Source organism: Ruegeria sp. BHSB056, assembly GCF_059613305.1.
The window spans coordinates 29,025-54,986 of record NZ_JBXWSG010000018.1 but is presented as its reverse complement, the minus strand read 5'-3'; the positions used below and the strand labels follow the sequence as shown (position 1 = coordinate 54,986).

Genomic DNA, 25,962 nt, shown 5'->3' with positions numbered 1-25,962 from the left:
TTCGGCTGCGGTTGAACGGTCCCCAGACAGGACCGCAATAGTGGACGGTAAGGGCCGCCTGATCAGTTTTCTAGCCCTGCACACGCGCGTTCAGCACTTGGCAGGTCAGTGGCAGGACAAGGGTATCCGGCCAGGTGATCGTGTGCTTTTGGCCATGCCTGTCAACGCGGACCTGTACGCAAGTCTGGCCGCCCTATGGTCCCTTGGCGCCACCGTTGTATTGCCGGAGCCGGCCATGGGGCTGGCCGGTCTGCGCCACGCCGCCCGGACAACGAAACCAAAAGCGTTCTGTGCGACGGGCGTGTATTCTTTGCTGAAGTTTCTGGTTCCGGACCTTTGGTTCCTACCCTTGCTGACGCCTAGAGAAGGCCACAGCACCCCGACGGTACACAAGGTGCAAACGGATGATATCGCCCTTATCTCCTTTACTTCCGGCACGACCGGTAAGCCCAAAGCCATTCCACGCACGCACGCGTTTCTGATGGCACAGCACGATGCTATTGCGCCCCTCCTCGACAGTGGCAAGGCCGAGCGCGATCTGGTGGCCTTTCCGGTGTTCACCCTGATCAACCTGGCGGCCGGGCGTACAAGTGTTTTACCTAACTGGAGGCTAAGCAAGCTGGACCGCCTGTCGCCTGCGCAGTTGGAACGCTGGCTTCAGGCGCAAAAAATCACCCGGGCCCTGTTCCCTCCATCGCTGTGTGAAAAACTGCTTCAATCCAACGACACCGGGCCGCTACACACGGTGTTCACCGGCGGCGGACCTGTATTTCCAAACCTGGTGGAGGCGTTGAGAACCCGGCACAGACTTTCGGTTGTTTGCGTCTACGGATCGACCGAGGCTGAACCGATTGCCCATCTCGATGCTATGGGCATCTCGGAGGAGGATCACCGCGACATGGCTGCTGGAGGGGGTCTTCTCGTGGGCTATCCAGTGCCCGACATCATGCTCCGCATTCGCGACAATGAGATTCAAGTCGCTGGCGCACATGTGAATGAAGGGTATTTGAACCCAACTCACTCAAAGAAAAACAAAATCAAGGAAGGTGACGTTATATGGCACCGGACTGGTGACGCTGGTACGTTGGATGATGACGGACGGTTATGGCTGTGGGGGCAGGTCGGGTCCGAAATTGAAGTCGCTTCAGGCACGCTCTTCCCCTTTGCTATCGAAGTCGCAGCACAGCATTGGCCTGGCGTAGATCGCTGCGCGTTTGTCAATTCGAAAGCAGGCCCCACACTTTGCGTCCAAGGATCCCCTGATCACCTTGAGGTTTGGAGGAAATCTGCGCTTGGTTTTGGCGTTCCGAATGTGATTTCGGTAGATAGTATCCCTATGGACAAGCGTCATGCCTCCAAAGTCGATCGCGCGAAACTTAAACGTATCTTAGAGACTGAACGCGATACGCGCCCCACTTGAGCGAGACCATCGCTACTAGGCGTAAACAAAGGGCTGAGGGATGTGCTCTGAAACCCATTTTCCGGCCGATTTTGATTGGAGTTTTCCGCAACGAGTCCTTGGCTGTGGGAAGGAGCGGAAGTGATGAAAGCAGCGAGATTAACGGGCGCGCAGAAGGCGTTTGTTTTGAAGCAGGTTGAAGAAGGCAAGACGGTTGCCGAAGTGTGCCGTGAGGCCGGGATCAGCTCTGCGACCTAATTCCACAGGAAGAAAAAGTATGCGGGTATGTTGCCATCTGAAATGCGTCGCCTGCCTGAACTGGAAGACGAGAACAGCCGTTTGAAAGTAAGCGGTGTCGCAACCCCACCTTCCAGAAGTCTGACTGAATTGCGATTCCGCTGAGGAGTGTAGAATTGTCAGGAGGTCATTATGGGGGTCCATCGGGAGCTGCATTTGGAGTCTGTTGCGGGCCATGAGGTTTTGATCGGGCGGGATGGCAAGCGGCGCTGGTCGGAAGCGCTTCAAGAGAAACTATGAAGGAGACACCTGATGTCTCGCTGAAACGCGCACCTTACAGCAGCAGCACCCCGGCCAAAAGGTTCAGAGAAGCGATGAATGGCCGCAACAGAAGTAGCTGCCAGGACACCACAGGGGCCTCCTAGACTGGAACATAAACACAACCAGAGCCTCGGTTATAGTACAGCCTCAACTCTCCTAAAACCCTGACGTCGGACACAGGACTCTGTCCCTTTCAGCAATTCAATGTGCTGGTCGCTTGACTCCGCTAGTCAGATGTATTTCTCAGAACTTCAGTAAACTTCGCAACAGAACCCCGGTACTTGGCCTTCTCGGACTTTCCCGCCGCGTCGCATAGTGCTTGATAGGCACCCCGCCATCCCGTCATTAACCCAATCACCTGGCCACGCTGATAAAACGGTCCATGCGACACGGCCGGGCTGATTATCTGCCCGACCGCGAGAAGGCACCTCGTACGTCCGGACCTGTTCCAAGCCAACCGGCGACGACGGCGGCGACGTGGCGTGTGATGCGAACACGCTGCGTTTCTCCGCGCCTGACGGCTTCAAGTGCCTGCAATCCCGTATACGCAATCAGATCGGCATCAACTTCGTCTTCCGACGCCAGCACGATGCCAGAATGTGCATCTATGACACGGATCGCGAAACCGATATTGTGAACACCGACCTGATAGTTCGAGTAGCGGGTTTTTTCAGTCAGGGCGTGGAAGCGATTGACTGTCACTTCTACACGAACAGCTTTTTGAACGTTAGTGTCCGCGAACGTGGTGTAATTTCTGCGCCTTTGACGGTGTAATCCGGGTGGCCATCGAGGTGTATGGTCGAAGTGGAGTTTGACCGCTTCAACCACGAACCACACGGAGACTCCGAAGACCAACAACATGGACCTTTCCGAACTTCTGCAAAAGGAAGATGGCGGCGATTTTCTTCGCGCCGTCGCCGAGGCAGTGCTGCAGCTCATCATGGAGTCCGATGTCGAGGGCCTGATCGGCGCCGGCAAGCATGAACGCAGCACGGATCGCGCGACATGGCGCAACGGGTATCGAGAGCGCGCTCTCGATACCCGTTTGGGCACGTTGAACCTCAAGGTGCCGAAGCTGCGGCAGGGCGGCTATTTCCCCGGCTTCCTTGAACCGCGCAAGACCTCGGAGAAGGCGCTTTCGGCCGCCATTCAGGAGGCGTGGATCGGCCGCGTGTCCACCCGCCGGGTCGACGAGTTGGCGCAGGCCATGGGACACAGTAGGATTTCCAAGAGCACCGTGTCAAAGCTCTGCAAGGATATCGACGAACGGGTGAACGAGTTCCTGCCCCGCCCGCTCACCGGCGAGTGGCCCTATGTCTGGCTCGAAGCGACCTATCTCAAGGTGCGCCAGGGCGGGCGGATCGTCAGCGTCGCAGCCATAATCGCAGTGGCGGCAAACACCGACGGGCGACGCGAGATCATCGAGTTGGGACTTGGGCCGTCCGAGGCGGAAACCTTCTGGATCGGATTCCTGCGCGGCCCAAAAGGCCCGTGGGCTCGACGGCACCAAGCTGGTGATCTCAGATGCTCACAGCGGTCTCAGGGCAGCGATAGAGCGTGTCTTCGAGGCTACCTGGCAGCGCTTACCGCGTTCACTGGATGAGGAATGCCCTGGCCCGCGTCTCACGCGGCCAGCACACCCTCGTCGCCGCCGCGATCCGACAGGCCTTCGACCAACCAGACCGGGCATCCGCCGGCGAAACCTGGCGCCGCGTGGCTGATCAGATACGGTCGCGATGGCCAAAACTGGCAGACCTGATGGACGAGAGCGAACACGACGTGCTGGCCTACATGGCGTTCCCCCGTCAGCACCGGACCAAGCTGCACAGCACCAATCCGTTCGAACGCCTGAACAAGGAGGTGAAGCGCCGGGCGGATGTCGTCGGCATCTTCCCGAACGAAGCATCGATCACACGCCTGATCGGCGCTGTGCTGTTCGAGCAGAATGGCGAATGGCAGACCGACAGTCTCACGCGCTACTGTATCGTGCATGATACGGCCGACTTGTTAATATCTATCTCCGGGCGGGTCTTCTCGCCACACAATATCAGCGTCAGGTGCAACGGTATTCGCCTCCGATACTGAAAGACTTCTTGGGGCATTGCCAAGTTATCTGCCGTGGATTGGAATAAGCGTGGGACCGCGCAATCAGGCCGATAGTTCGGCAGCATAACCTTCCCACAGCTTGAACGTGTCGGCTCTGGCATGGCGGTAGGAGAGAGTGGAAAGGCGATAGCGGCGGGGGCAAAGATCGTACTGATATGGTCGTGGGCGACGAGAAATCGTTGCGCCTGGCGTGGTGACTTGAACCGACCCATCATCTTTTCCCGTTCTCGCGTCGGCCAGTGTGACCCTTCAATCCTATTGTTGAGCCCCTTGTGCGCCCGATGGTCGGCGTCTGGCGTGATGGCCTTGATCAGCTTGGTATAGCTGCGCAGCTTATCCGTGATCACGACACGCGGCTCGCCATAGGCTGCAACCAGTCGGCCGAAGAAACGCTTTGCGGCTTTGGCATTGCGGCGAGGCTGGATCAGAATGTCGAGTACATCTCCGTTGCCATCGATTGCACGCCACAGCCAATGTTTTACGCCGTTGATCGGGACGACCGCTTCGTCCATATGCCATTTGTCGTGCGGCCGGGGCCGGTCGCGTCGGATACAAACCGCGAACTGAGACCCGAAACGGTTCACCCAGAGACGAACCGCTTCACGACTGACGATGACGCCACGCTCCGCCAGGAGGTCCTCGACATCTGCTGTGCTGAGAGCAAACCGATGATATGCCCACATCGCATAGGCGATGATTTCGCGAGGAAAACGGAAGCCCTTCAGCCGCGGCAATGAGGTCGGTATGGTCATGGTACCGCGCTATCCGAGAAGGACAACCCAATCAACTGGCAATGCCTTTTGGTGAGCTACTGAGGAGAAACGGGCGTGGCCATTGGTGACCGCTGTTTCCACTTTGCCACGAAGCGCCTATATACTACTTCGGTGTGACTGACCGCTTCTCTCTCTCCTGAAGGATGTGTTGCAAACTTTTGACTGTTGACGCTCAAGAGTGCTTCGGATGAATGGCTATCGAAATTTTAAAGTCGAAAGTCCATTGGTGATCTATTTCAAAGGCGCGCAATATCCGAAGGATGTTATCCTGTTTGCTGTGTTTTTCTATGTCCGGTACGGCGTGTCATACCGCGATCTAGAAGAGATCATGCATGAGCAAGGTGTTTCCGTCGATCACACAACGCTGAACCGCTGGGTGACACGGTTTGCAGGCGTAATTGCTGAAACAGCGCGCCATCGTAAGGCTCCGTGTGATCGCTCTTGGAGAATTGACGAAACGTATTTCAAAGTGAAAGGCACCTGGGTTACCCTTACCGAGCGGTCGACAAGCACGGCAAAACTCGCGATTTCATGCTTTCAATACGTCGAAACAAACCGGCTGCGACAAAACGCTTCGCTCAGATGTAGGAGGTCAATGGTCTACCGCGAAAAATCGTCATTGACAAAAGCGGCGCCAACACAGCTGGTATCAAGGCCATAAACAAGATGCTCAAAGGTTTTGGTTGCCCGCTCCCGATCGAGATGGTGAGGCAAAAATACCTATGTAACATCTTGGAACAAGATCACAGGTTTATCAAAAGACGAACCCGCCCGATGCTTGGCTTCAAGTCTTTTGAATCCGCATCTGCAACTCTTTCAGGTATCGAAGTCGCGCACATGATCCGCTAAGGCCAATTCACGCCCGGACTCTGTTCATTTCTACAGTTCGCAGAACTGGCTGCCTAACCCATCGACAAAAAAGCGGGTTTCTGAACAACTGCAAACTTTGCTACGGAACCATGCGCACCCTTGACTGAGATCGTCACGGCTTGCTCCTGTCATGTTCCATCATGCGTTAACAGAACTGCGTTCGATCTAACAGGTGGGGGCGGAGTTAGCGACAGAACCGCGCTGGGTTTGCCGGGAGTCTCTATTGACATCCCAAAGCCACTCGGCAAACACAACTAGCAAGCAAATTTCGGGAGTACTCGCATGAACTATCCACCATCGGTGGCATCTTTTGAGGCGCGCGTTGCCATGGGTTTGCAATGCTCTGATGCAGATGCCATTCCAAAAGTCAGCGATGCTGGTGCCATCTATGAGGATGAAAACGGCAGCCGCATCCAGATCATGCATAATGGGCTGCGTGTGCTATGCGGTGGCTATTACGGAGCGTGGATGAGCAATCTCATCCGCGCGGCGAAAGGACACCACGAACCTCAAGAAGAGCGAGTCTTCCACGAGGTTGTCAAAAGACTGCCTGCCTCGGCTCGAATGATAGAGTTAGGCGGATTTTGGGCCTACTACAGCTTGTGGTTCCTCAACCAAAGCCCCGATCGAAAAGCGGTGGTTCTTGAGCCGGAACCGGCACATCTGGCCGTTGGTCAGGCCAATGCCGCTCTCAATGGGCTGGCACCCAAATTCCTTTCCGGTTTTGCAGGGCCTCAATTCGTCGAAGACATGCCCTTTACCGGTGAGGCGAGCGGTGAGATGCGCAGCACCTGCTATTCGGTTGCCCATCTGATGTCCGCAGAAAAATGGGACTATCTCGATCTATTGCATTGCGACATTCAAGGCGATGAGGTTGCTGTTCTGGAAAGCTGCAAACCGCTGTTTTCGTCCGGCAAAATCGGTTGGGTCTGTGTCTCCACTCATGCCCACCAGATCAGCGGTGACCCCCTGACGCACCAGAAATGCGTCGATATCCTGCAGAAATCCGGGGCCCGCATTGTCGCGGAACATGACGTACATGAATCCTTCAGTGGAGACGGGCTGATCGTGGCCTGTTTCGGCAATTTGCCCGATGATTGGGAAACTATAGAGCTCAGCCATAATCGCCATGGCACATCGCTGTTCCGATCTTTGGCCTATGATCTGGATGAGACACAAAAAACGCTGGTGGCACAAAACCGCAAGATAAATGCCATGGGCGACTGGCCAGACAACATGCATGACACATTGAGCCGAACCGGGCTTCTTTTTACCCTCAAAAAAGACGGCCCGTTGGGGACTGCGGGACAGGGGCTGCTTGTCCCGGATGACAAGACAATGAGCCCGGCCATCATTGCAGATGCGCGCTGGGAATATGAAAACCTCGCTGCTTTTGCTGGGCACCTCAAAGAGGGCCGACGCTATACACTGCTCGATATTGGCGCGAATATCGGCATGTTTAGCCGGCAAATTCAGGTCCTGTCCGATCAGATTGAGCATGCGCTTTGTGTTGAGCCAGACCATCACAACTTTGCGGCTCTAAAGTTCAATCTTGCCCCGTTCTCCGATCGCGTAACCTTTTTCAACGCAGCCCTTGGCCGCGAAGATGGCATAGTGGAATTCTACCGCGACATGCAAAACATCGGGAATTACTCTTTGAATGAGGATGCCATGCGCGCGCGCAGCTTTGAAAAAGTGCGCGTCAGCCAGCATGATACTCAGACATGGATGGCCGAACACGTAAGACATAAACAAGCCTTAGTCTGGAAATCGGACACGCAGGGTTTTGACGAAGTTATTATAACACGGACACCCATGGAGATCTGGGAACGGATCGATGTCGCCTTGATCGAGATCTGGCGCATCGAAAAACCAGATTTCGATATGGATGCGCTCCGGGCACGATTTGAAAGTTTTCCCAACCGGCAATTGGGGGACGAAAAAAATATATCAGTCGATGAAATCATTGAGTATCTATCTGGGTCAGATTGGCAATTCAAAGATCTCCTGATGTGGCGCTAAAGCGTTTCGGGCTGAACTTGAATTGCGAGGGAATCCCTTGAGTGCTGATCTGTGATTCATCCTGTTTGGTAGGGTGGATCATGTCAGCACCGTTGCCATCGGCACTTTGGACGCGGTTTCAGAGATACATTGAAGAAAGGTCAAGCAGGTGTGCGTCAGTGTTGCGCCTGAAGGTATCACCGGCCACGGGCGCACGCTGTGCGCATCAGTTGAGGACCAAGGGCCATGCAGAACCCACGCCTCAGGGACCTCTGCGCGGCAAAGAAATTTGCGACGGAGCCTTATCGGCCTCTTATGGCGGGATACCGTTCCGCTCAGCCCCACGTCCCGAAAAGGCGGACGCAAGCCTTTCGTTACACCCAAAAGCTGGAGCAGGCCAGAGCTCATTTCAGTGATGGATTGACTGCCCGAGAGGCAGCAGCGCACCTAAAAATCAGCAAAACCAACCTCTACAACGTTCTCAGAGACCAGAAATCCGACTGAAAACGCGGATGTTCCCGTAAAGTTCGCGCAAGCCGGATAATATAGTCACTTTTATGCAGTGACCCCAAAACCGAAAAGCTCTAAAGCCGCTTTACACATCTAAAAAGAGACAAGGATACCTTCCGTGCGCTGGTTCAAAACCAAAAAGAACACTCCAGGGGCGGCCCCGCAGTCACTGGCCGTGTCAAAACCCTTGCCCCCAAAGACTGCGAAGGCATCAGAGTTCATTACACGAGCTCAAGCCTATAAAGAGCAACTGGCAGCAGCCAAAAACTTTGATGAACTCAGTGCACTGTGGAAAAAATTCAACTTTGCCTACACCATGCAGGCAGATGATCCCTTCTCGGATGCATATCGCCAAGAGGTCACGGAGCTTTATCAGAAACTCGTCGACACACCCTACGATGTTCAGAATGAATTGACGTCTTCACATCTTTCGGATGAGGCTTTTGCACGTGGCTTTCCATGGACATCAGACAATCTGGGCGTCGTGGCGCATGAGATCGGCAAGGCGGTCCAAGGGTTTCGCGTTATCGCACAGCATGCTCCTCATGCCAAGAGCATCATAGAATTTGGGGCTGGTTGGGGCAATACGGCCATTCCAATGGCGCGGGCCGGTATGGATGTCTGTGCAGTTGATATCGATCAGGCTTTTTTGAAACGCATCACCAATGAGGCAAAAGCGCTGTCCACATCCCTGCGCACTTATCATGCCGATTTCCTCGAAGCGGCGCGCAACCCCGGACAACGCTATGATGTGGCGCTGTTTTCATCAAGTTTTCACCACTGCTTCGAGTTTCAGGGCCTGCTTACCCATATCCGTGAGAATGTGTTGACAGAAAACGGTGTTATCGCTTTTTTTGCAGAGCCGATTTCCAACGGTTTTTCTTTCCCTTGGGGGCTGCGCTATGACGGGGAAGCTGTCTGGGCAATCACATGCAACAAATGGCTGGAACTGGGCTTTCGTGAAGACTTCTTTCTTGATCTCCTCAAACGTACAGAGCTGCAGGGCGAAATGGTCCCCGACACCACAGGTCTGATGGGGCCAGCATGGCTTGCCCGCCCAATCTGATCTTTATCTCGGCAGTTTATAAGCGTTAGAGAGCGCTTGATAGGTTGCCGAGTGCATCCACTTTCTGAAAGATGCGCGAGGTTGACCACTGCGCTTCAGAACAATTCTGCGGGTGATAGAGCGAATGCGCCCTGAGGAGTGAAAAAGCAGGTTGGCCACAATTTTTTTCGGCTCTCCACTGATCTTGAAAAAAACAGCCTCAATCATCCCGCGAGAGGCCTGATATGTGGCATCGACCTCCACGTGTTTGCGTAGCGCCGAAAGCTCATTCATCAGTTCTGCATTCTGCGCTTCCATCTGGCTTTCGCGGATAGCTGCGGCGGTGATCTGTTGCTGCAAATCTACAATATGATTACGGCGCTGCTCTGCCTCTACCATCGCTGTTTGCTGCGTCACACTCATGTAATCGTCAAACAAATTCGGTGGATAGGCAAAGGCCGGGACAAGACGATCATAATGTTCTGCCGCCAAATAATAGCGGTTCAAACCATCGCAATAGACATAGCGATAGTCCGCCACTGTCAACTGATGTTCCCAAAGGTGATGATTGGTCACCTGGGACATTGGCTCCATCGCTTCGATCAAAATGATCCAAGGCCGGAAGCGGCCCCAATCATTGCCACGAAGGGCCTGGGCCTCATAGCCCTCCACATCGATTTTCAGGAAATGGATGTCGGACACATCACCCATATGGGCGTCACATAGATCGGTCAGAGTCGTCATCGGTGCCACAACAGTTTGTTTTCTAAACCCGGCCTCGACATGATTGGCAGCAATCTCGTCAGAAGCTGTAGACAATCCGGCATTGCTCAAGATGCTGAGAGTCACCTCTCCCTCGCTGTCACCAATCACAACGCCAAGGTTCGTGTCACGAATCCGCTCTTTGTTGAGCTCCTTCAAAAGTCTTGGATTGGGTTCCACATTAACTCCGCTCCAGCCGCGTTCATAAAATGCCAATGTGACACTATGAAAGCTCGGCCAGGCGGCACCAAGATCAATATAGAACCCCTTTTCGACATCCTTGAGGGCGCGCCAAAGAATGAGGTCTTCAAAATTCTGAGCATAGGAAACAAAAGTCATATCACCTCCTTCATGTGACGCCGGATTCTATCAATCAAACAGCTTTGCAGAGCAAAACGTAGTGTTCACCGATATGTCCGAATTCCGGTCGATCTACGATACTGGGCCAGTAGTACCCAATCTCTGGCACAGCTTCATCCAGCACGGTGACCTCAAAACCAGCCGCTTCCAACTGCTTGACCAGCTCGTCGCGCCCGAAAATCCGCATTTCGAGCACCGTGCCTGGGCCACCGTGAAAAACAACATGTTCATCATATACCTGATAACTGCCATCGCTCTTTTTCGAGACAACCAGCCAGTCTTCTCCCATCTGGCATGTTACAAAATCAACCATGCCCGGAAAGTGCTCGATGGTCTTCGGCGCATCACCAAACGGGGTCGAAAAGACAAGATGGCCGCCCGTTTTGAGCATCTTGCGCATGTTCGTGAACCCAGGTTCCAAAGGCTGCAGCACATGTTCAAAGACTTCGGTGCAGATCAGGAAATCACTACCTTGATAGTTTTGCCAATGCGTCTGTGAAACCACATCAAGGAATGGCTCCTGATGAAAGAACGTATTAGTGAAGTCGAATTTCTCCGAAAGGATCCGCGCATATCCCTCCCACTCGCTCATTCCGATCCCTTTCACATGAGGGTCAGAAGTAAACTGTTTGAGCGGAAGCGACTGCTTCATCAGGCCAAGGCTGAGAGCGTGAATAATCCCGCGGAAACGCGGCGTGGATCCGCAGCCAGAACAATTTGGGGCCTCTCTGTGAAAGGTGCCTGCGACCTGGGTATTAGACCGACCACAGATATTGCAAGCAAAAGAGATTTGGTAATCTGGAGAGAATTCCGTTTTCATATGGCACCTTATAGTAACTAGCGCGTGCTGACAGAAGCATGTGCGGATGAGGTTTCAAAGCGCTGGGATACTTTCTTCTCCATTGACACCAAGACATCAGCAAAACGTGCTTCAAAAGCCGCAAAAGAATAAAGCTGGGCTCGGGCCTGCGCATTATCACGCAATTCGATCAACTTATCCTCCGAATAGGACAGAAGCGCGTGCGTGATCTGCACAAGCTCTTCCCGGGAGCCATAATGGAACCCCGATATGCCGTCCTCGACAATCGTGGACGGCCCTCCGTTGTTCACAACGATCGGGATGACCCTTGCTGACATCGCCTCTACGACACTGATGCCGAAATGCTCACAATGCTCAGGCCACTTTTTGACATCAACACCAAGACCCGCCCCATGCCAATAGATCGACGCGCGTTGCAAAAGCCCCGACAGGACAGAGACAGGGGCGTCGATATGAAATGAAACCGGCAGATCCCGAGCTATCTGTCGGCAATTGGCCAAATATTCGCGATGGATCGGTTCGGGATGCAAAGAGCCGACAAGATCAAGGCTTGTATCTGCTCCCTGCTCAGACAGAGTCTTCATGGCCTTGACCATCTCATCCTGACGTTTGCAATGATCTCCGATAAAGAAACGGCCAATTCCGAGAATGCCTGATTTTGCCGTCTGTGGATCGACCTCGGCAACGATCCCGACCGGTGGGGCCACCACATGAATGGCAGGCTCGGGTGCCTCGAAATGGCGCAACTGTTTGCGGATCTCTTGCTCGACAAATCCCGAATAACAGATCACCGCGTCGTAGTCCCGGAGCAAGGATAGATGCTGCCGGGTATGATCTTCGTTGGTTTTGAAGGGAAATTGACAGCAGAACAGATTGATGTGCCCCATAGCGCGCGATGTCGGAACAAGCGAATTCCCCAGACAATAGAACAGATCAAATTGCGCACCCGCCTCCGCCTGGGCATGCGTGATGATGTCGATCCCATCCAGATCAAGGTCGAGTTGATCAAGAACCAGCGATATACGAAGCCGGGAGTAAAGCTCTGGCACAATGAGCGTAAGACCATAGCCGTGCGCTGCCAGCACTTTCATAATGCTGAACAGGTAGCGTTCTCCCCCTCCGGGGATAATATTATAGGGCGTAAAAATTCCCGCTGTCTTACGTGCCGAAGCAACCCGGGCCGGCAGCAGTGGTGCACTATAGAATTTGCCGTCATGCACGCCGGTCGTCAGGAAGCTGTGCCAGCGATCAACGAACTTGGCCTGGTTGACTTCAACGATACTGTTAAGCTTGTCTTTAAGGCTCTTGTCAGCTGTAGTGGCATTTTCACGGTGGATGACCTCTGACTTAGGGACGTAATACGTCTTTTTCCCAAAAGTGCCTATCTTCAGGCAAAGGTCACAGTCTTCGTAATAGGCAGGTTCATAACGGAAATCGAAGCCCAGAACGGCATCGAAATCCGCTTTGCGCATCAAAACAGCGGCCGCCGAGACGTAGTCGACAACCCGCATTCGATTAAAGCGCGGCTGATCAGGAGACTGGAACTTACCAATCTGAACGGAGAACCCCTCGGGATCGAGAAGCGCTCCGGCTTCTTGCAATTCACCGCTTGGATAGATGAACTTGGGGCCTACGCATCCCGCATCGGGATGGGAGTCGAAAACATCGACCAGAGGCGGCAGCCAATCAGGCGTCACGATGACATCATTGTTCAAAAAGAGCAGGTATGTGCCTTTGGCAAATTCCGTTCCGACATTGTTTCCCTCACCAAAGAAGCGATTGATCGCAAGCGGAACCAATTTGTGCGGCCCTTCATAGGCTGCAAGGCGCTTTTGATTTTCTGGAGAGCTACCATTGTCAACAACAATAACTTCGTACGGGATGCCTGTCGTGTTTTTCCAGATGCTTTTCAGACAGTCGATCGTCATGTCTGGCTTGTTGAGATTCAGAATAACGATCGAAACCAAAGGGGCGTCGCTGCTGCAATCAGAAGCGTTTTGCGGGGAGTCATCTGACATTTCTGTCTCCGAAAAAAGTGCGCTATCTGCAGCACAAAGAGCATTCATCTATTATTTGCTTGCATCTGAAGTTCGGGCAAGAAATGTGGACGAGGAGAGCCGTCCTTCTTGAAAACAATTCTTTTGGCATATCCGCGCACCTTGCCATTGGACTTGAAAAAGGCAACTTTGAACAGCTTTTTTGGCTTTCCGGTTTTGCGGAAAACGATACGCTTCCAGAGTGTGTCGCGGATAAATGTGTGACTTGGAATAGTTGTGAGGCCCATATTCCCGGTTTGCCGCAGGATTTCTCTGATTTGCTGCTGCAGCTGCACTTCTGATTGATAAAAAGCAATTTCCATCTGGCGCATATCAAAGGCATGCTGCCTTTGAAGGGCTTCTACCTTTTCATTCAGCGCCGCGACCTGCCCTGCAAGCTCTTCCATTCTGTCCCCTTGTCCGGACTTGCTTTTTGCGCCTTGCAGCATTCCTTACACAACCATCCCTGCGAAGCACTCTGTCGCTGTCTTGGCATCCAAAATATTCCGGGGGTTCTTATAAAGTTGCAAGATACAAGTGACAAGAGACCAAGCAGACCCCAAGCAAATCGAACTATTCCAGGATGTGTCGCAAACTCTGGGATCGGCATTGCCAAGGTATCTGACGTGGATTGGAATAAGCGTGAGCCGGCTTTCTTACAAAGTTTTGAACTTACCGAACTGTCTTGGCGATCGGAACCGTTACCCTCACCTGAGTTTGGAGGTACGCAGCCAGATTGCCAAGTGGCGTGAAGACAAAATGCCGGTGCCAGAGATCGCGGATCGGATGGGTCGCGCTCCGTCGACGATCTATCGCAAATTGAAACGCAATTTCTTCAGGGACAAAGAGCTGCCGCAGCTGAACGGTTATCACGCGGTAGCAGCACAGAATATGTATGAACGCCGCCGGGCCATCCATCGGAAGATGATCGCGCATCCGGATTTGAAGGCTGCCGTAGAGGAACGCTTGAAAGCTGGCTGGTCTCCGGAGCAGATCGCAGGTCGCATGCGCCTGGAACGCCACCCGATCCGTGTGAGCCACGAGACGATCTACCGTTTTGCCTATTCCAAGGATGGGCGTGGCGAGCATTTTTACCGGCATCTGGCTCTGTTGCACAAATCGGCTGAACGCGGAGGTTCCCCTATCCCCGGACGGACTTATCCCACAGCTTCCGTTACGGGTATGCCGAGCGCGGTGTATCCGTTCAGGACGGCGATGCGGACCTGAAGCTCCGCGACCTGTCGGTCAAAGACTCGTGCCATGAGGCGCTGCCCCAGCAGTTTCACACAATGCATCTTTGTCTCGACGCGGCTTCGGCGGTGGTATCCGCTCCATCGTCGCCAGAGGGCACGACCGAGGTATTTCGATGCTCGCAGAGCTTCGTTTCGCGCCACGGCTCCGGCGGTGATCGTCTTCCAGGGCTTCGCGTTCTTGCGGGGCGGGATGACAGCGTGGGCGCCGCAGTCAGCGATGGCATCGTGGCATCTGCGTGTATCGTAGGCGCCGTCTGCCGTGACGCTGCCGATTTCCTGGTCCGCCGGGATCTGGTTGAGCCGGTCGGGTAAGACCGGCGCATCGCCGATGTGGCTCCCGGTGATCTCGACGGCCCGGATCTCCAGCGTTTCCTCGTCAATCCCGAGGTGGATTTTGCGCCAGACCCGCCGCTTCGGGCCACCATGCTTGCGGGCGTGCCATTCGCCTTCGCCCTCAACCTTGATGCCGGCGCTGTCGATCAGCAGGTGCAACGGACTCTTGGAGCCGCGATACGGGATATTGACGGCCAGCGTCTTCTGACGGCGCGACAGCGTGCTGAAGTCGGGCACCGTCCAGTCGAGGCCAACCAGGCGCAACAGGCTTTCGACGAAGCCGGTTGTCTGCCGCAGCGCCATCCCGAACAGCACCTTCATCGAAAGGCAGTCTGTATAGCGACGTTGCTGTCGCTCTGCTGGCGGCCACGCCTGCCTGTCGGCGCGGCATCCTAGCTCATCTCAGGGTCGAACCAGATTGCCAGCGAGCCTCGGCGCTTGAGCGCTTCATTGTAGGCTGGCCAGTTTCTGGTCTTGTAGGTCGGGGATGTGGGTCTGCCCATGCATCCCAGCTACCATGCTGGATTCACGAGATGAATCCCTCAAAGGTTTTGTGCAACAGAGCCCTCTATAAGGATAAACCCATTTCCCTTTGACCCGCATATAGGATTCATCCATCCGCCACGAACGGTCGGCGGGACGCTTTCTGCACCGCGCTGCGTCCGCAATGAGACCAGCATATCGACTGACCCAGCGCTTCAGCGTTGCATGATCCAGATCAACGCCGCGTACCGCCATGATTTCTTCCAGATCCCGATATGACAAACCGTAGCGCAGCTAGAAGAAAGCCGCGTGCAAAATCACGTCTCTCGGAAGATGCGCGCCCTTAAATGAGATTGTCACGGTTTGCCCCCCGCCATGTTCCAGCACGCATTACCAGAACTGCGTGATTCTGTCGCAATTTTCATTGAAGGCTGGGGAGATGGCGCAGGTGGGTTGATTATCCTACCAGTTGAACAAACTGCTGAAACGGACGGAGTCCGGGCGTGAATTGACCCTTGCGGATCATGTTGACCAGTTCGATGCCAGCCAGGGCAGATGCAGCTGAATCGAAAGACTTGAAACCCAACATGGGCCTGATCCGACGTTTGATGAAGCGATGGTCTTGTTCAATGATGTTGTTGAGGTATTTCCGCCTGACCATCTCAATCGGTACCGGACAACCAAAGCCTTTCAGCATCTTGTTTATTGCCTTGATGCCAGCTGTGTTCGCACCGCTTTTGTCGATGACAATTTTCCGTGGCAAACCGTTCGTCTCAAGCGCGCGAGCGAAGAACTTGGTCGCAGCCGCTTTGTTCCGGCGCTTGGATAGCATGAAATCAAGGGTCTTTCCGTGTTTGTCGATGGCGCGATAGAGATAAACCCACTCACCCTTCACCTTCACATAGGTCTCATCCATGCGCCATGAACGGTCGGCAGGGCGCTTTTTGTACCGTGAAGCATCAGCTACAAGACCGGCATATCGACTCACCCAACGGTTCAGCGTCGCGTGATCCAGTTCAATGCCACGTTCAGCCATGATTTCTTCCAGATCCCGGTAAGACACGCCGTATCGCAGATAGAAGAAAACAGCATACAAGATCACTTCTTTCGGAAAGTGTGCACCCTTGAATGAGATTGTCACGGTCTGCTCCTGTAATTTGGAGCATGCGCTACCAAAACTAAGCTTGACCTGACAGGTGGGAACAAAGTTTGCGACAGAACCGGTGCGATCACGGATTTCACCTTGGCGGCCGATGCGGAGGGCGTTCTTCAAGGCGTGGTGAAGCGCCTAGCCTTCCGCAAAGCCCATCAATTCAGCAACGAGATCACCAAGCGTCCCGGCTTGAACCTCGCGCCTCAAACTATAACCGATGTATGCGTCGTAGATGATTTCTGCGCGAGCGGCAGCCTTTTGCTCAGTGAGGCCCATCTCCATGAGAATGTGCCGGAGATAGTCGATGCGCCGGCGATCCACCTCAAGGATGGCGCTGGCAGCGATTTCGTCGCAAGCTGCCCAGAACCGCATTTGCCGCTCCAGGGAATCCACTGCGCCGAAAGCCAAGAACAGGAGCGAGCGCAGCGCCTCTCGGCCCGAGGGCAAAGCGTTCAGTCCAGCGATGACATTTTCTGTAGCCGTCTCTCGCCAGTGTGCGACAAGGGCGCGGTGAAATTCGGCAACATCCTTAAAATGATAGTAAAAGCTGCCCCGCGTGACCGAATGTTCCTTAGTTAGAGCATCGGCTTTCAGTGCGTTGAAGCCTTTCTTCTTCAAGGCGTCGAACCCGATCCTCAGCCAGTCCTCGGTCGTCAGCTTATGTGGTCGGCCCATCGATTCCCCCTTGCGTAACATGCAGCACTGTATTGACAATGGCGCGGGTGCGCAAATATATAAAATACACTAATGTATGTTAAATGAGGAGCGGATGTTGGTCCAAGTCCTAGTCATTGGGTTTCTTGTCACAACCCTATTGGCCGTCTGTGCTTTCCATTTTTACTGGATTGCAGGTGGGCGCCTTTTTGCCGATCATGTCATTCCCACGCGGCGCGAGGATGGGTCGAAACTGTTCCACCCATCCCCGCTCGGAACCATGCTTGCCGCGACCTACCTAGCCCTCGTCGCGGGCCTCGCGCTTTTAGTGCATCACGACCTTGAATTGCGGCTCACCTCCACGGCCTCCCGTGCGCTCCTTACGGGCGCGGGTGCGATTTTTGTGCTCAGGGCGATCGGCGATTTCCATTATATCGGCTTCTCGAAACGGGTCCGCAGCACGAAATTCGCGTGGATGGACGACCGGCTGTTCTCGCCGCTCGTTATGGCGCTCGGCATTGCCAGCCTTGCAGTGGCCCTGTCATGAAGACCCCGTTCAAGAAATCTCCTGGTAGGGGGCGCGGCCCCTACTTCGATGATGCCAGAGCAAAGATTTGCGGCGAGCTGGCGCGATTTGACTTCGACTATGCCGACACAATGCACATCAGGGTCGCGCAAGATGATCGCAGGACTATTACGCAAATGATGGCCGCACGCGGGACCGGGCACGTCGAGCAGCTCCTTGGCCGCTTCCGCGACATTATGGTTCGGCCCTTTGGTTTGAAGCCCATTGGCCCTGCTGCCATCGCACCCTTTGACCAGAACGCGGAAACATCCGGCGCAACTATTCTGGGCGTCGACGATCGGCATGCGGATGTGCGGCTCGTGTATCAGATTGAAAACCTCGGCGACGCTCGCCAGCTTTGCGCAACATCGCTCGTGCGCACGCATGGTATGTTCGGGAAGGCCTATCTCATGGCCATCCTGCCGTTTCATTTCCTGATTGTGAGGCGTCAGCTCGAAAGGATCGGCAAGGCGCACTCCAACCACCATACCGAAGAACAGGGGAGTTCAAGAAATGGGTGATATTGCTGATCGCATCCGCGCGCTCGCGCCCGGTCTGCAACTGATGGCCGTTGCAACGCTAACTCATGATGAATTGCCTTGGGTCCGATATGTCGTCGGCAGAATGGACGAGGATCTTACTGTGAGATTCAGTACCCACCTTAGCTCCCGCAAGATCGCACAGATTCGGCGCACGCCCGCCATACATGTGACGCTCGGGGCCACCGACTTTTTTGCGAAGCAATGGCTGCAAGTCGATGGCAATGCGCGGATTTCAACATCTGCGGAGGATCGGCGCGACTTTTGGTTCGATGGGCTGAAAGCCTATGTTTCAGGCGTGGACGACCCCGAATATGCTGTCGTTATCATCTCGCCGTCGCGGATCGAAATCGCCTCCATGGTCACACAACCCGAGATTTGGGAGCGTCAAACAGATGTTTGACGGCCTTTGGCCGGCTTTGTTGCACAAATGGGGTGAGGGATTCACTGTTTGAATCCAGAGTGCTAGCTGATGGGCATGAGCAGTTGGTCCCTTACGAAGTACAAGACCAGGAACTGGCCTTCGTACAACACGGCGCTGAAGCAGCGCGGTTCACTATCGATCTGGTTTGATCCCGAGATGACCTGGTATGCGCCAGCGACAGGCAAGCGCGGTCGACAACCTGAATTCAGCGACGCCGCGATCCAGGTTTGCCTGACAATGAAGGTTCTATTCGGTCTGCCCCTTCGTCAGACGACCGGTTTCGTTGAGAGCCTGTTGCGGTTGGCTGGTCTCGACTGGAAGGTGCCGGATTTCAGCACCCTGTGTCGGCGGCAGAAAACATTGAACGTCTCCATCCCGTATCGTGGCGGAGCAGGCCCCTTGCACCTCCTGATCGATGCGACCGGGATCAAGGCGGAAGGCGTAATCGCCACGAACGGATCAAGCTTGGGGCGAACTGGCGGCCCTTCACGCCGGTAACCCGGCGGAACCGAGTGCTTCAGGATCTTCGCAACGGTCTTACGATCAATGCCAAACAGACGCGCCGCAGCGCTATTACTCATCCCGTCAACATGGCATGCCCGCCGCACCCGGCTATAAAGTTCCACTGAATACATCTCCCCACCCTCAGCTCGTTCGCCTCAGGTGTCAGACTGCGGAATTTTGCTCCGCGACGGTCAGATCATCCAACCGTTTCAGTGGCCATTTTGTCTCCGGGATTCACACACGTGACCGCCCCTTTGACGGCAAAAGATATCATGTCCTCCAGTCTGATCACAGTGGGTCCCGAGACGGCGCTCGGAGAGGTTGCCGACCTGTTCAAAAGGCACAGGTTCACCTCTCTTCCTGTCGTAGGGAAGGATGGAAAGTTCCTGGGCGTCATTTTTCAGATGCATCTGATCAGACAGGCCCGTGAAGACGCGATCAGGTTGAAGCGCGGATATCTTCCGTCACTCAACCGATTATTGGATCGCAAAACGGAGATGCCTGTGACAGCGGGTGACATCATGGAAGTGGCAGGCCCACGCGTGACGACAAATTCACCCCTCGGGGTGCTGTTTCCGATGATGGCGGTTGAGGATGTCGACGCCGTCCCTGTCCTCGAATACGGACGCATTGTCGGGATTGTCACGCGGACAGACCTGATCGCCGCATTGGCGCACATTGCAGTCCGCGGCGGGTGATTTACAAGTGCTCGCCAGATGTCGTTATGTTAACTTGCAGCCCACCAACGAATAACGGGTTCGATTGTGGTATACGCCTTTAGGCGCAGATGAGCGTTATACCGAACCTTCGTATTGTAACACTCGAACTTCACGCGAAAGCCATTGGTGGGCTCCATGATCGCAATAGGCGCCTAACGAAGTCCTGAGCTATTGAAGGCACGCTCCAGCTCTACGAGGAAAGTGGTTCCTGGGCCATCATTCTTTTTGTAACTGATGCTTCCGTCATGCGCACTCATGATTTGCCTGGAAATGTTCATGCCCAAGCCGGTGCCTCCGATTTTCCGAGTATCTGATGAATCCACCTGTGTGAAACGGTCAAAAACCTTTTCGTGGTCCTGTTCGGACAAGCCTATTCCCTCGTCTCGGAACAATACTCTCACCCTGGTGTCTTCAATCTCCACCGAGATCAGAACTTCGCTTTTGGCAGGCGAAAACTTAATGGCATTTGATAAAATGTTCTCGAAAACCTGCTGAAGCCTGTATTTGTCGCCGCGCACAACTATCGCTTGATCCGGCAGGGTCGACTTAATGGACACAGCACGTTCGACAGCAAAGGATTTTGTGTCTTCAACTGCGTCGGAAACAACCTGACGTATGTCGAGCAATTCGTGCGCGTACTTCATGCGACCGGACTCAACGCTTTGAAGATCCAAAATTTCGTCTACAAGCTTTAGAAGCTTGATGCAGTTGCGGTTGGCGACATCCAGAACATCGGCTACTTTTTCCGGCAAATCACCTAGCTTGCCTGAGCGTGCGAGACCAACTGCCCCCCGGATTGATGTCAGCGGTGTCCTGAGTTCATGGCTCATTGTTGAAATGAACTCAGATTTCGCCTTGTATGCCATTTTTGATTTTTCATGTTCTTCCTGAAGCAGGTCGAACTGTGCAGTGCGCTGTCGGTAAATCCTGAGGTAACCCAACGAACTGTCGACGATAAATGTAAGAACAAAGATGCTTGTGAATAGATGTGCCCAGAGCTCCGATTGAATGGGAGCATCCGTAATCACGATATCCCTGATCGGTATAAACAGAAAGGCAACTCCGAAGCATAAAAGGCGGGTTACCAGAACGTGCAGGACATAGTGGCTGTGCATCGCTGCAAAAAGGGCTGCCGCAAAAAGAAAGAATGAAGCCATGAAATGGCTTGTCGGTCCTTGAATAAATGCAATGCCAATCGAGTATGCGATGATCAATGATGTGCTGAGAAGTGTGCTCAGATAAAGCCAGGGTAAAAGACGTCTGGCTGCTTGATGATCTGTGTTTTGTTGCGACGTCACCTTGTTGAAAAGCCAATAATCAAAGAGTTCTGATGCGATTACCAGCACCAGCAGGATTCCCGCAAATTTGTCATCATAGTAGTATGCCGCAAGTGCGAGAGCCGCTGCGAAAATGAGCAACCGCTGCCCTGTCAGATCTATTCCAACCTGACAATAGTCGATCATTTGTCGCATCAAAAGCGACACTTCAGAGTTGACCACGCCACCCGTTTCAGACTCAGGCGGACTGCTCAAGTCATAGCCCCCTTAATTTCTCAAAGTATACACTTTCTAGGCACTACAGTGCATTAGAACACTCTTTATGGTAGAGAACCGCAATTTGAAAGCAACAAAAACTTATCTCCGTGACGCCACGACAATTTAGGAAGCGAGGACATTCTAAGCGTTTGTAAAGCAATTGAAATTCAAACACCGTTCTCAAGTAAGGATTTCAATTGTTCTGGAAGTGCGAAAGGGTCGAACGGTTTCGTTATATACGCCAAAGCACTCTCACTGATGGGGGTGTTCTGAATGCTGGATTCAGCTTTTGCTGTCATAAACACGACAGGCGTATCTCGAAATTCCGGGCGCTTTCGCAGCTCGCAAAGAAGCTCGGGGCCATCCATGTCCGGCATCATCACATCCAAAAGGAAAAGGTCGGGTTGCAAGCCCACCAGATTATTCAATGCATCTTTTGCAGAGCTGAATTGGGTGACTTCAAAGTCGCCGACGAGTTCCAACGACATACGAGTGATAGTCAGAATGTCTTCATCGTCGTCTACATGCACCACTTTTTTCAAGAGACTCATTGAATATACCCTTTGTTCAAACAGGTTGGGCACCAACTTCAACAACATCGGATTTCTCAGCAACGTTGTTTTCCGCATCACGGGAAGCGGGAGTATCCTTCTCGAACCTGACCTGAAACGTACTGCCTACACCGTAAGTGCTGGACACCGTAATCTGCCCACCATGCAACTGGACCAGGTCTTTTGTAATCGTAAGGCCAAGTCCAGTTCCTGTCTGGCCTTTCTGATTTGCGTTAACCTGGATGAAGCGATCAAATATCAAATTTAACTGATCGTCCGGTATGCCACGTCCACTATCTTTGACTGAGACCACAACCGAGGTACCATCCTGTACGACGGAAACGGCGACATACCCTTTGTCTGTGAACTTTATGCTGTTACTGAGCAAGTTGACGAATATCTGCCTCAGGCGCAATGGGTCTCCCTCAATCGAAACCGGTTCAACCCGAACCTCCAGCCGAAGCCCTTTCTTTTCGGCTGTAGGGCCCAGCTCTTCGCTCAATTCGGTCAAGAGTGTGCCGAGCTGTACGGTTTCCAAGTTTAGTTCAACGTTGCCGGAGCTTAACTTGGCCCAATCCAGAACAGAGTTTATTAAGCCAAGCAGGTGCTTTCCGGAAGCTTCGGACTTTGTAGCCTGATTGACGATTACGCCCGTGAAATCATCCAACAATCGCGACAGCTCGGCATCTGTACCAATCGCATTTTTTAGGGCTTGGTACTGTGGATACAATTCGACCTTCCTAAAAAATGAAATGTATCCCAAAATGACAGTCAAAGGCGCACGCAACTCGTGGTTCATGTTGTTGATGAACTCGGTCTTGGTACTGATCGCTTCTTCTGCCGCTTGCAGCGCTTTTTTCAGTTCAGTGATGTCTGTGCGAATCCCGACGGTGCTCCCGTCTCTCATTTGAGATTCTGAAACTTTTAGCCAGCTTCCGTTGGCAAGTTCGATTTCAGTTTGGGCATTGGGGTTGGCATGAAGCTCAAGTCGTTCTGTTATCCATTCCTCTTCGCGCCCTTCCGCCTCTGGGTACTGGCCTTGCCTGACCTCGTCGCGAAGGATTGTTTCGAAAGGTGTCCCGGGTTCGATAAGGTGGCTGGAAACGTTGAAGAAATCACGGTATTTCTGATTGCACAAAAGCAATCTGTCCTGTCTGTCGAAAATGACGAACCCGTCATTAATCGAGTTGATTGCATCGACAAGTCGCCGTCTGGCGTCCGACCGTTCCACGATCAGCCGTCGCGCATAGTTAACTCCAAACAGAGCAATCATAACCAGAACAGCTGTTGTGAGTATCAACACCGGACGATGCGCCGTATCTGGCATCCAACCACCCGCGGGTGTTTTGGCCAACTCCAGCCTGACATCCCCCAGCTCAACTTCGGTCAGTACCGGGGCATCCGACCATACGGTTTCGGTTCCAAAAACGATCTGAGTGCCTAATTCCGCAATCTCGGTTCGCGCCGACGACGCATATTCATGCGGCTCGGCTACCATGCCGGCTTCAGCCAGAAGCCGGTTGAAATCGAGAACGATAGTTCCGACCACATTGTCGGGCCCGGGTTGGGCGTTTCGCAGCAAAAGACCCAACCCACCTTGAAGCAGGCTGATCGGACCGTAGATCACCGTTTCCTGGCTGTCCAACGCGTGTTGCACCGTGGCCAGTTGCTGAGGATAGTCGCGGTAATCGTATCCAAGAAGGGCTCGGTTCGGTTCGATCGGATGGACATCCGTGATGATAAAATCTTGCGAACGCGCGATGTTGATAATGATTGGATTGTTATCACGAAGCAACTGGGCCAAAGTCTGAAATTCCACTTCAGTCTCGGTCATCTGCGCCACAGAAAGACTCCGCGACATGTGGCTGTAGCTTTCAATAAGCCGCTCCAAGCGAAACGTGGTCAAATTGAGAGACCGTTGAACGGCGGACCGCTCTGCCGCAAGTTTCTGTTTGGTAATCGCCTTGTCCATAAGAATAATGCTTAAACATCCAAGAAGAATAATCGCAGCGTAAATCAGCGACAACGTCCGCTTTTGTTTTCGCTTTAGTTGTCTCAGCGTTTCTTGTTGCGTGCTCAATGCGACTTCCCAACGTATAGCAGTGTTCTTTAGTTTTTCCTCGAGCGATATTCAGAATAGTGCGTTCAAAACATGTTTCGAAGAAGCGTTGCCTAGTCCCCGATATTTGCCAAGCGCGCCATCAAATCTTGGGCCCTTGGCTCGATCTGTGCCCAAGCAAGCTGGTTCTTTTTTAAATTAATGTCGATTTCCTCAGCTAGATCGCCAATGGTGGCAAACCCGAGCGACCCGGCCAAACCTGCGATCTTGTGACATTCTCGCCGAACCCGAGCGAGAGCGTCAGAGTTTTCAGCATCAACTTTCAGGTCCTCTGCGGCAGCAGAGAGAGTTTCCAACCGCTCTTGGCACGACATGACGAATTTGGCACGTAGTTGCCTGAGAACCTCGTCCATTTGTCTTGCACCAGTTGTAGTTCCAGACCTAATTGTCATCCTATGTCACCAAGCTCATCCGCGCCTTCAATATACTTTTGAACTTTCAGCAATAACCCCGCCTACTACGGCTGTGGATTCCTTTGTTTTTTGCATAGCTGTGTCGAGTAGCTCAGTCGCCGAAGACAGGTTGACAATTCCCCTGGAACAGGGCGTTCCAACCCTCATAAGAACCGGCATCTGATCCAGGTTGGCGTACCATTCGTTCATGTCTTGCAGCTTCAGTTCGATCTGAGCGGCAACTTCCTCGACCGATACATCTGGAATACGGCTGACCAATGCCAAAAAGAAACCTGAACCAACGTAGGACACGATCGCATCATTGAACGCCAAAGCTTCGGCGATCACCTCGGCAACGTCAGACATTGTGTCTTGAAAATCCGAGCTGTCGAGAGTTTGGTAAAGCTGCCTCGCGTTGATGACCTGAAACGCAATTGCGACAAGACTAAACAACCTCATAGTTCCGAGTTTCAGAACGTAGTTCTGCATGGCCAGGTAATCCATGCTGGAGTGATCTATCTGGAGCCGAAACGACTCTTCAAAAGATAACTTATTTGTTGACGTGTTCCGTGCCAGTGCGGCCCGGCGAGCGGCACGCTCGCGGGCCATACCCGAAGCCATTGTCATGCGCCCTTGCAGCTCACGCCGATCGATTGGCTTGGTAAGGTAATCGGTGGCACCAGCGGCAAACGCCCTGTCCACACTTTCGATTTCGGACCGTGCTGTAACCATTACGATCGGAAGCTCAGTTGTACTGGGCTCAACTCTCAGAAGGCGGCAGACCTCAATGCCATCCATGCCGGGCATATCAATATCCAGCAGTATGCAGTCGAATGGGTCGGAAATTTCTCTCACCAGCGAAATCGCGGCAGCTCCGGAGTTTACTGTGTGAACGTCATCAAACCCGCATGCAGCAAGTTCAGCCGAAATCAATTCGCAAAACAATGGTTCGTCATCAACAACCAAAATCTTCATATTGCTCACATGCTATGCGGTGATTAAGAAAAAAGCTTCCCGCATAGATAGAAAACTATACGATCGCTTGGTCAAGCGGATTGTAGACGAAAGGTATGGTGTAACTGTCGTCAGCAACAGTGTACGCCTGCAGGTCGGTGTCATATGGGCGTAGCTCGGCAACATCGCCCTTCAGCTCTCCGATCTGCACGTCCATTGCGGCACGCAGATGCGGATCTTCAACCTCTCGTGCAAGAGCCTCCATGTTCTCGATGGAGTTCACAATGTCCTTGGTCTGCTGTTCGTAGTTCTCGAAACCGGCTTGCCCCAAAGCGGATTGCATATACTGAACATAGCGATCACCGGGCGACTGGTAGTCGTCGGAATCCTGAAAACCCTTATCGCCGGACAGATCCGCAAGGGACGAATAGTAGGGGTGATACAGGTCGTATTCCTGAGCTTCGTTCATGTGCTGAGAAACCAGAGCCTGCATATCGTTCAGATCAACCGGCTCCCCTGACCGCTCCGCAGCCTCCAATTCGAT

20 protein-coding genes and 8 pseudogenes are annotated in these 25,962 nt (G+C 53.3%); 12 read left to right on the top strand and 16 right to left on the bottom strand.

Annotated elements, in window-relative coordinates; translation table 11 throughout:
* Together AC2FND_RS07055 and AC2FND_RS07050 are read left to right on the top strand one after the other, a co-directional pair.
* On the top strand, window positions 1-1,420 hold a 1,420-nt coding region (locus AC2FND_RS07055; RefSeq protein ID WP_496768777.1), incomplete at its 5' end, for an AMP-binding protein.
* 123 nt (window positions 1,421-1,543) lie between these two features.
* Window positions 1,544-1,744 (top strand): annotated as a pseudogene (locus AC2FND_RS07050) (transposase); the annotation flags it as partial.
* A 615-nt stretch (window positions 1,745-2,359) separates the two neighbouring features.
* On the opposite strand, the gene AC2FND_RS07045 reads toward AC2FND_RS07050, so the two are convergent.
* A complete protein-coding gene (locus AC2FND_RS07045) occupies window positions 2,360-2,818 on the bottom strand; it encodes a DUF6778 family protein (RefSeq protein WP_496768775.1) in 459 nt (152 codons plus the stop codon).
* On the opposite strand from AC2FND_RS07045, the pseudogene AC2FND_RS07040 reads away from it, so the two are divergent.
* A pseudogene (locus tag AC2FND_RS07040) lies at window positions 2,817-4,042 on the top strand (IS256 family transposase). The gene AC2FND_RS07045 and the pseudogene AC2FND_RS07040 overlap by 2 nt on opposite strands.
* A 63-nt stretch (window positions 4,043-4,105) precedes the next feature.
* Here AC2FND_RS07040 and AC2FND_RS07035 read toward each other — a convergent pair.
* Window positions 4,106-4,815, bottom strand: a pseudogene (locus AC2FND_RS07035) (IS6 family transposase).
* Between the two features lie 244 nt (window positions 4,816-5,059).
* On the opposite strand from AC2FND_RS07035, the pseudogene AC2FND_RS07030 reads away from it, so the two are divergent.
* From AC2FND_RS07030 to AC2FND_RS07020, 3 genes and pseudogenes are all read left to right on the top strand, one after another.
* Window positions 5,060-5,685: pseudogene (locus AC2FND_RS07030) on the top strand (IS6 family transposase).
* Window positions 5,686-5,988: 303 nt separating this feature from the next.
* Window positions 5,989-7,728 (top strand): FkbM family methyltransferase, encoded by a 1,740-nt coding sequence (locus AC2FND_RS07025; RefSeq protein WP_496768774.1) that lies wholly within the window; start codon window positions 5,989-5,991, stop codon window positions 7,726-7,728.
* A gap of 607 nt (window positions 7,729-8,335) precedes the next feature.
* Entirely contained in the window at window positions 8,336-9,283 is a 948-nt protein-coding gene (locus AC2FND_RS07020) for a class I SAM-dependent methyltransferase (protein WP_496768772.1), read from the top strand.
* A gap of 3 nt (window positions 9,284-9,286) precedes the next feature.
* Here the strand turns inward: AC2FND_RS07020 and AC2FND_RS07015 are convergent, their stop codons facing one another.
* Genes AC2FND_RS07015 through AC2FND_RS07000 form a run of 4 tightly spaced genes read right to left on the bottom strand, consistent with a single transcriptional unit; the run spans window position 9,287 to window position 13,647 of the window.
* Window positions 9,287-10,363 (bottom strand): FkbM family methyltransferase, encoded by a 1,077-nt coding sequence (locus tag AC2FND_RS07015; RefSeq protein WP_480508944.1) that lies wholly within the window; start codon window positions 10,361-10,363, stop codon window positions 9,287-9,289.
* Window positions 10,364-10,397: 34 nt separating this feature from the next.
* Entirely contained in the window at window positions 10,398-11,204 is an 807-nt protein-coding gene (locus tag AC2FND_RS07010; protein ID WP_496768770.1) for a methyltransferase domain-containing protein, read from the bottom strand.
* 17 nt (window positions 11,205-11,221) lie between these two features.
* Window positions 11,222-13,222 carry a glycosyltransferase gene (locus AC2FND_RS07005; protein WP_496768768.1) on the bottom strand — a complete coding sequence of 667 codons (2,001 nt, stop codon included), beginning with the start codon at window positions 13,220-13,222 and terminating at the stop codon, window positions 11,222-11,224.
* A 44-nt stretch (window positions 13,223-13,266) separates the two neighbouring features.
* Window positions 13,267-13,647 (bottom strand): hypothetical protein, encoded by a 381-nt coding sequence (locus tag AC2FND_RS07000; protein WP_480508938.1) that lies wholly within the window; start codon window positions 13,645-13,647, stop codon window positions 13,267-13,269.
* Between the two features lie 259 nt (window positions 13,648-13,906).
* Between AC2FND_RS07000 and AC2FND_RS06995 the strand changes: the two are divergent.
* Window positions 13,907-14,395, top strand: a pseudogene (locus AC2FND_RS06995) (transposase); the annotation flags it as partial.
* A 2-nt stretch (window positions 14,396-14,397) separates the two neighbouring features.
* On the opposite strand, the pseudogene AC2FND_RS06990 reads toward AC2FND_RS06995, so the two are convergent.
* The 4 genes and pseudogenes from AC2FND_RS06990 to AC2FND_RS06975 form a co-directional block, all read right to left on the bottom strand.
* Window positions 14,398-15,329, bottom strand: a pseudogene (locus AC2FND_RS06990) (IS5 family transposase).
* A gap of 58 nt (window positions 15,330-15,387) precedes the next feature.
* Window positions 15,388-15,669, bottom strand: a pseudogene (locus tag AC2FND_RS06985) (transposase family protein); the annotation flags it as partial.
* Window positions 15,670-15,766: 97 nt separating this feature from the next.
* Complete coding sequence (locus AC2FND_RS06980) at window positions 15,767-16,450, bottom strand: IS6 family transposase (protein WP_496768779.1); 684 nt, start codon at window positions 16,448-16,450, stop codon at window positions 15,767-15,769.
* Between the two features lie 147 nt (window positions 16,451-16,597).
* Window positions 16,598-17,137: a TetR/AcrR family transcriptional regulator gene (locus AC2FND_RS06975; protein ID WP_496768766.1), complete on the bottom strand. Its 540-nt coding sequence runs from the start codon at window positions 17,135-17,137 to the stop codon at window positions 16,598-16,600.
* Between the two features lie 94 nt (window positions 17,138-17,231).
* On the opposite strand from AC2FND_RS06975, the gene AC2FND_RS06970 reads away from it, so the two are divergent.
* The 5 genes and pseudogenes from AC2FND_RS06970 (at window position 17,232) to AC2FND_RS06950 (ending at window position 19,846) form a co-directional block, all read left to right on the top strand.
* On the top strand, window positions 17,232-17,663 hold the full coding sequence (locus tag AC2FND_RS06970) for a DUF3995 domain-containing protein (RefSeq protein WP_480489169.1): 432 nt from the start codon (window positions 17,232-17,234) through the stop codon (window positions 17,661-17,663).
* Window positions 17,660-18,202 carry a DUF2867 domain-containing protein gene (locus AC2FND_RS06965; RefSeq protein WP_480489170.1) on the top strand — a complete coding sequence of 181 codons (543 nt, stop codon included), beginning with the start codon at window positions 17,660-17,662 and terminating at the stop codon, window positions 18,200-18,202. The genes AC2FND_RS06970 and AC2FND_RS06965 overlap by 4 nt, the downstream gene beginning before the upstream one ends.
* Window positions 18,195-18,623 carry a pyridoxamine 5'-phosphate oxidase family protein gene (locus AC2FND_RS06960; protein WP_480489172.1) on the top strand — a complete coding sequence of 143 codons (429 nt, stop codon included), beginning with the start codon at window positions 18,195-18,197 and terminating at the stop codon, window positions 18,621-18,623. The genes AC2FND_RS06965 and AC2FND_RS06960 overlap by 8 nt, the downstream gene beginning before the upstream one ends.
* Before the next feature lie 75 nt (window positions 18,624-18,698).
* Window positions 18,699-19,139, top strand: a pseudogene (locus tag AC2FND_RS06955) (IS5 family transposase); the annotation flags it as partial.
* 251 nt (window positions 19,140-19,390) lie between these two features.
* On the top strand, window positions 19,391-19,846 hold the full coding sequence (locus AC2FND_RS06950; RefSeq protein WP_496768764.1) for a CBS domain-containing protein: 456 nt from the start codon (window positions 19,391-19,393) through the stop codon (window positions 19,844-19,846).
* Window positions 19,847-20,019: 173 nt separating this feature from the next.
* Here the strand turns inward: AC2FND_RS06950 and AC2FND_RS06945 are convergent, their stop codons facing one another.
* The 6 genes from AC2FND_RS06945 to AC2FND_RS06920 all read right to left on the bottom strand — a co-directional run bounded on the left by AC2FND_RS06945 (window position 20,020) and on the right by AC2FND_RS06920 (window position 25,956).
* Window positions 20,020-21,399, bottom strand: coding sequence for a sensor histidine kinase (locus AC2FND_RS06945; RefSeq protein WP_496768762.1), 1,380 nt, complete (start codon window positions 21,397-21,399; stop codon window positions 20,020-20,022).
* Window positions 21,400-21,569: 170 nt separating this feature from the next.
* On the bottom strand, window positions 21,570-21,953 hold the full coding sequence (locus AC2FND_RS06940; RefSeq protein ID WP_496768760.1) for a response regulator: 384 nt from the start codon (window positions 21,951-21,953) through the stop codon (window positions 21,570-21,572).
* Window positions 21,954-21,969: 16 nt separating this feature from the next.
* Entirely contained in the window at window positions 21,970-24,033 is a 2,064-nt protein-coding gene (locus AC2FND_RS06935) for an ATP-binding protein (RefSeq protein ID WP_496768758.1), read from the bottom strand.
* A gap of 92 nt (window positions 24,034-24,125) precedes the next feature.
* The gene (locus AC2FND_RS06930) at window positions 24,126-24,425 is read right to left on the bottom strand and encodes an Hpt domain-containing protein (RefSeq protein ID WP_496768757.1); all 300 of its coding nucleotides are present in this window, start codon (window positions 24,423-24,425) and stop codon (window positions 24,126-24,128) included.
* Window positions 24,426-24,491: 66 nt separating this feature from the next.
* Window positions 24,492-25,439, bottom strand: coding sequence for a response regulator (locus tag AC2FND_RS06925; protein ID WP_496768755.1), 948 nt, complete (start codon window positions 25,437-25,439; stop codon window positions 24,492-24,494).
* A 55-nt stretch (window positions 25,440-25,494) separates the two neighbouring features.
* On the bottom strand, window positions 25,495-25,956 hold the full coding sequence (locus AC2FND_RS06920) for a hypothetical protein (protein WP_496768753.1): 462 nt from the start codon (window positions 25,954-25,956) through the stop codon (window positions 25,495-25,497).
* Between the last annotated feature and the right edge of the window lie 6 nt (window positions 25,957-25,962).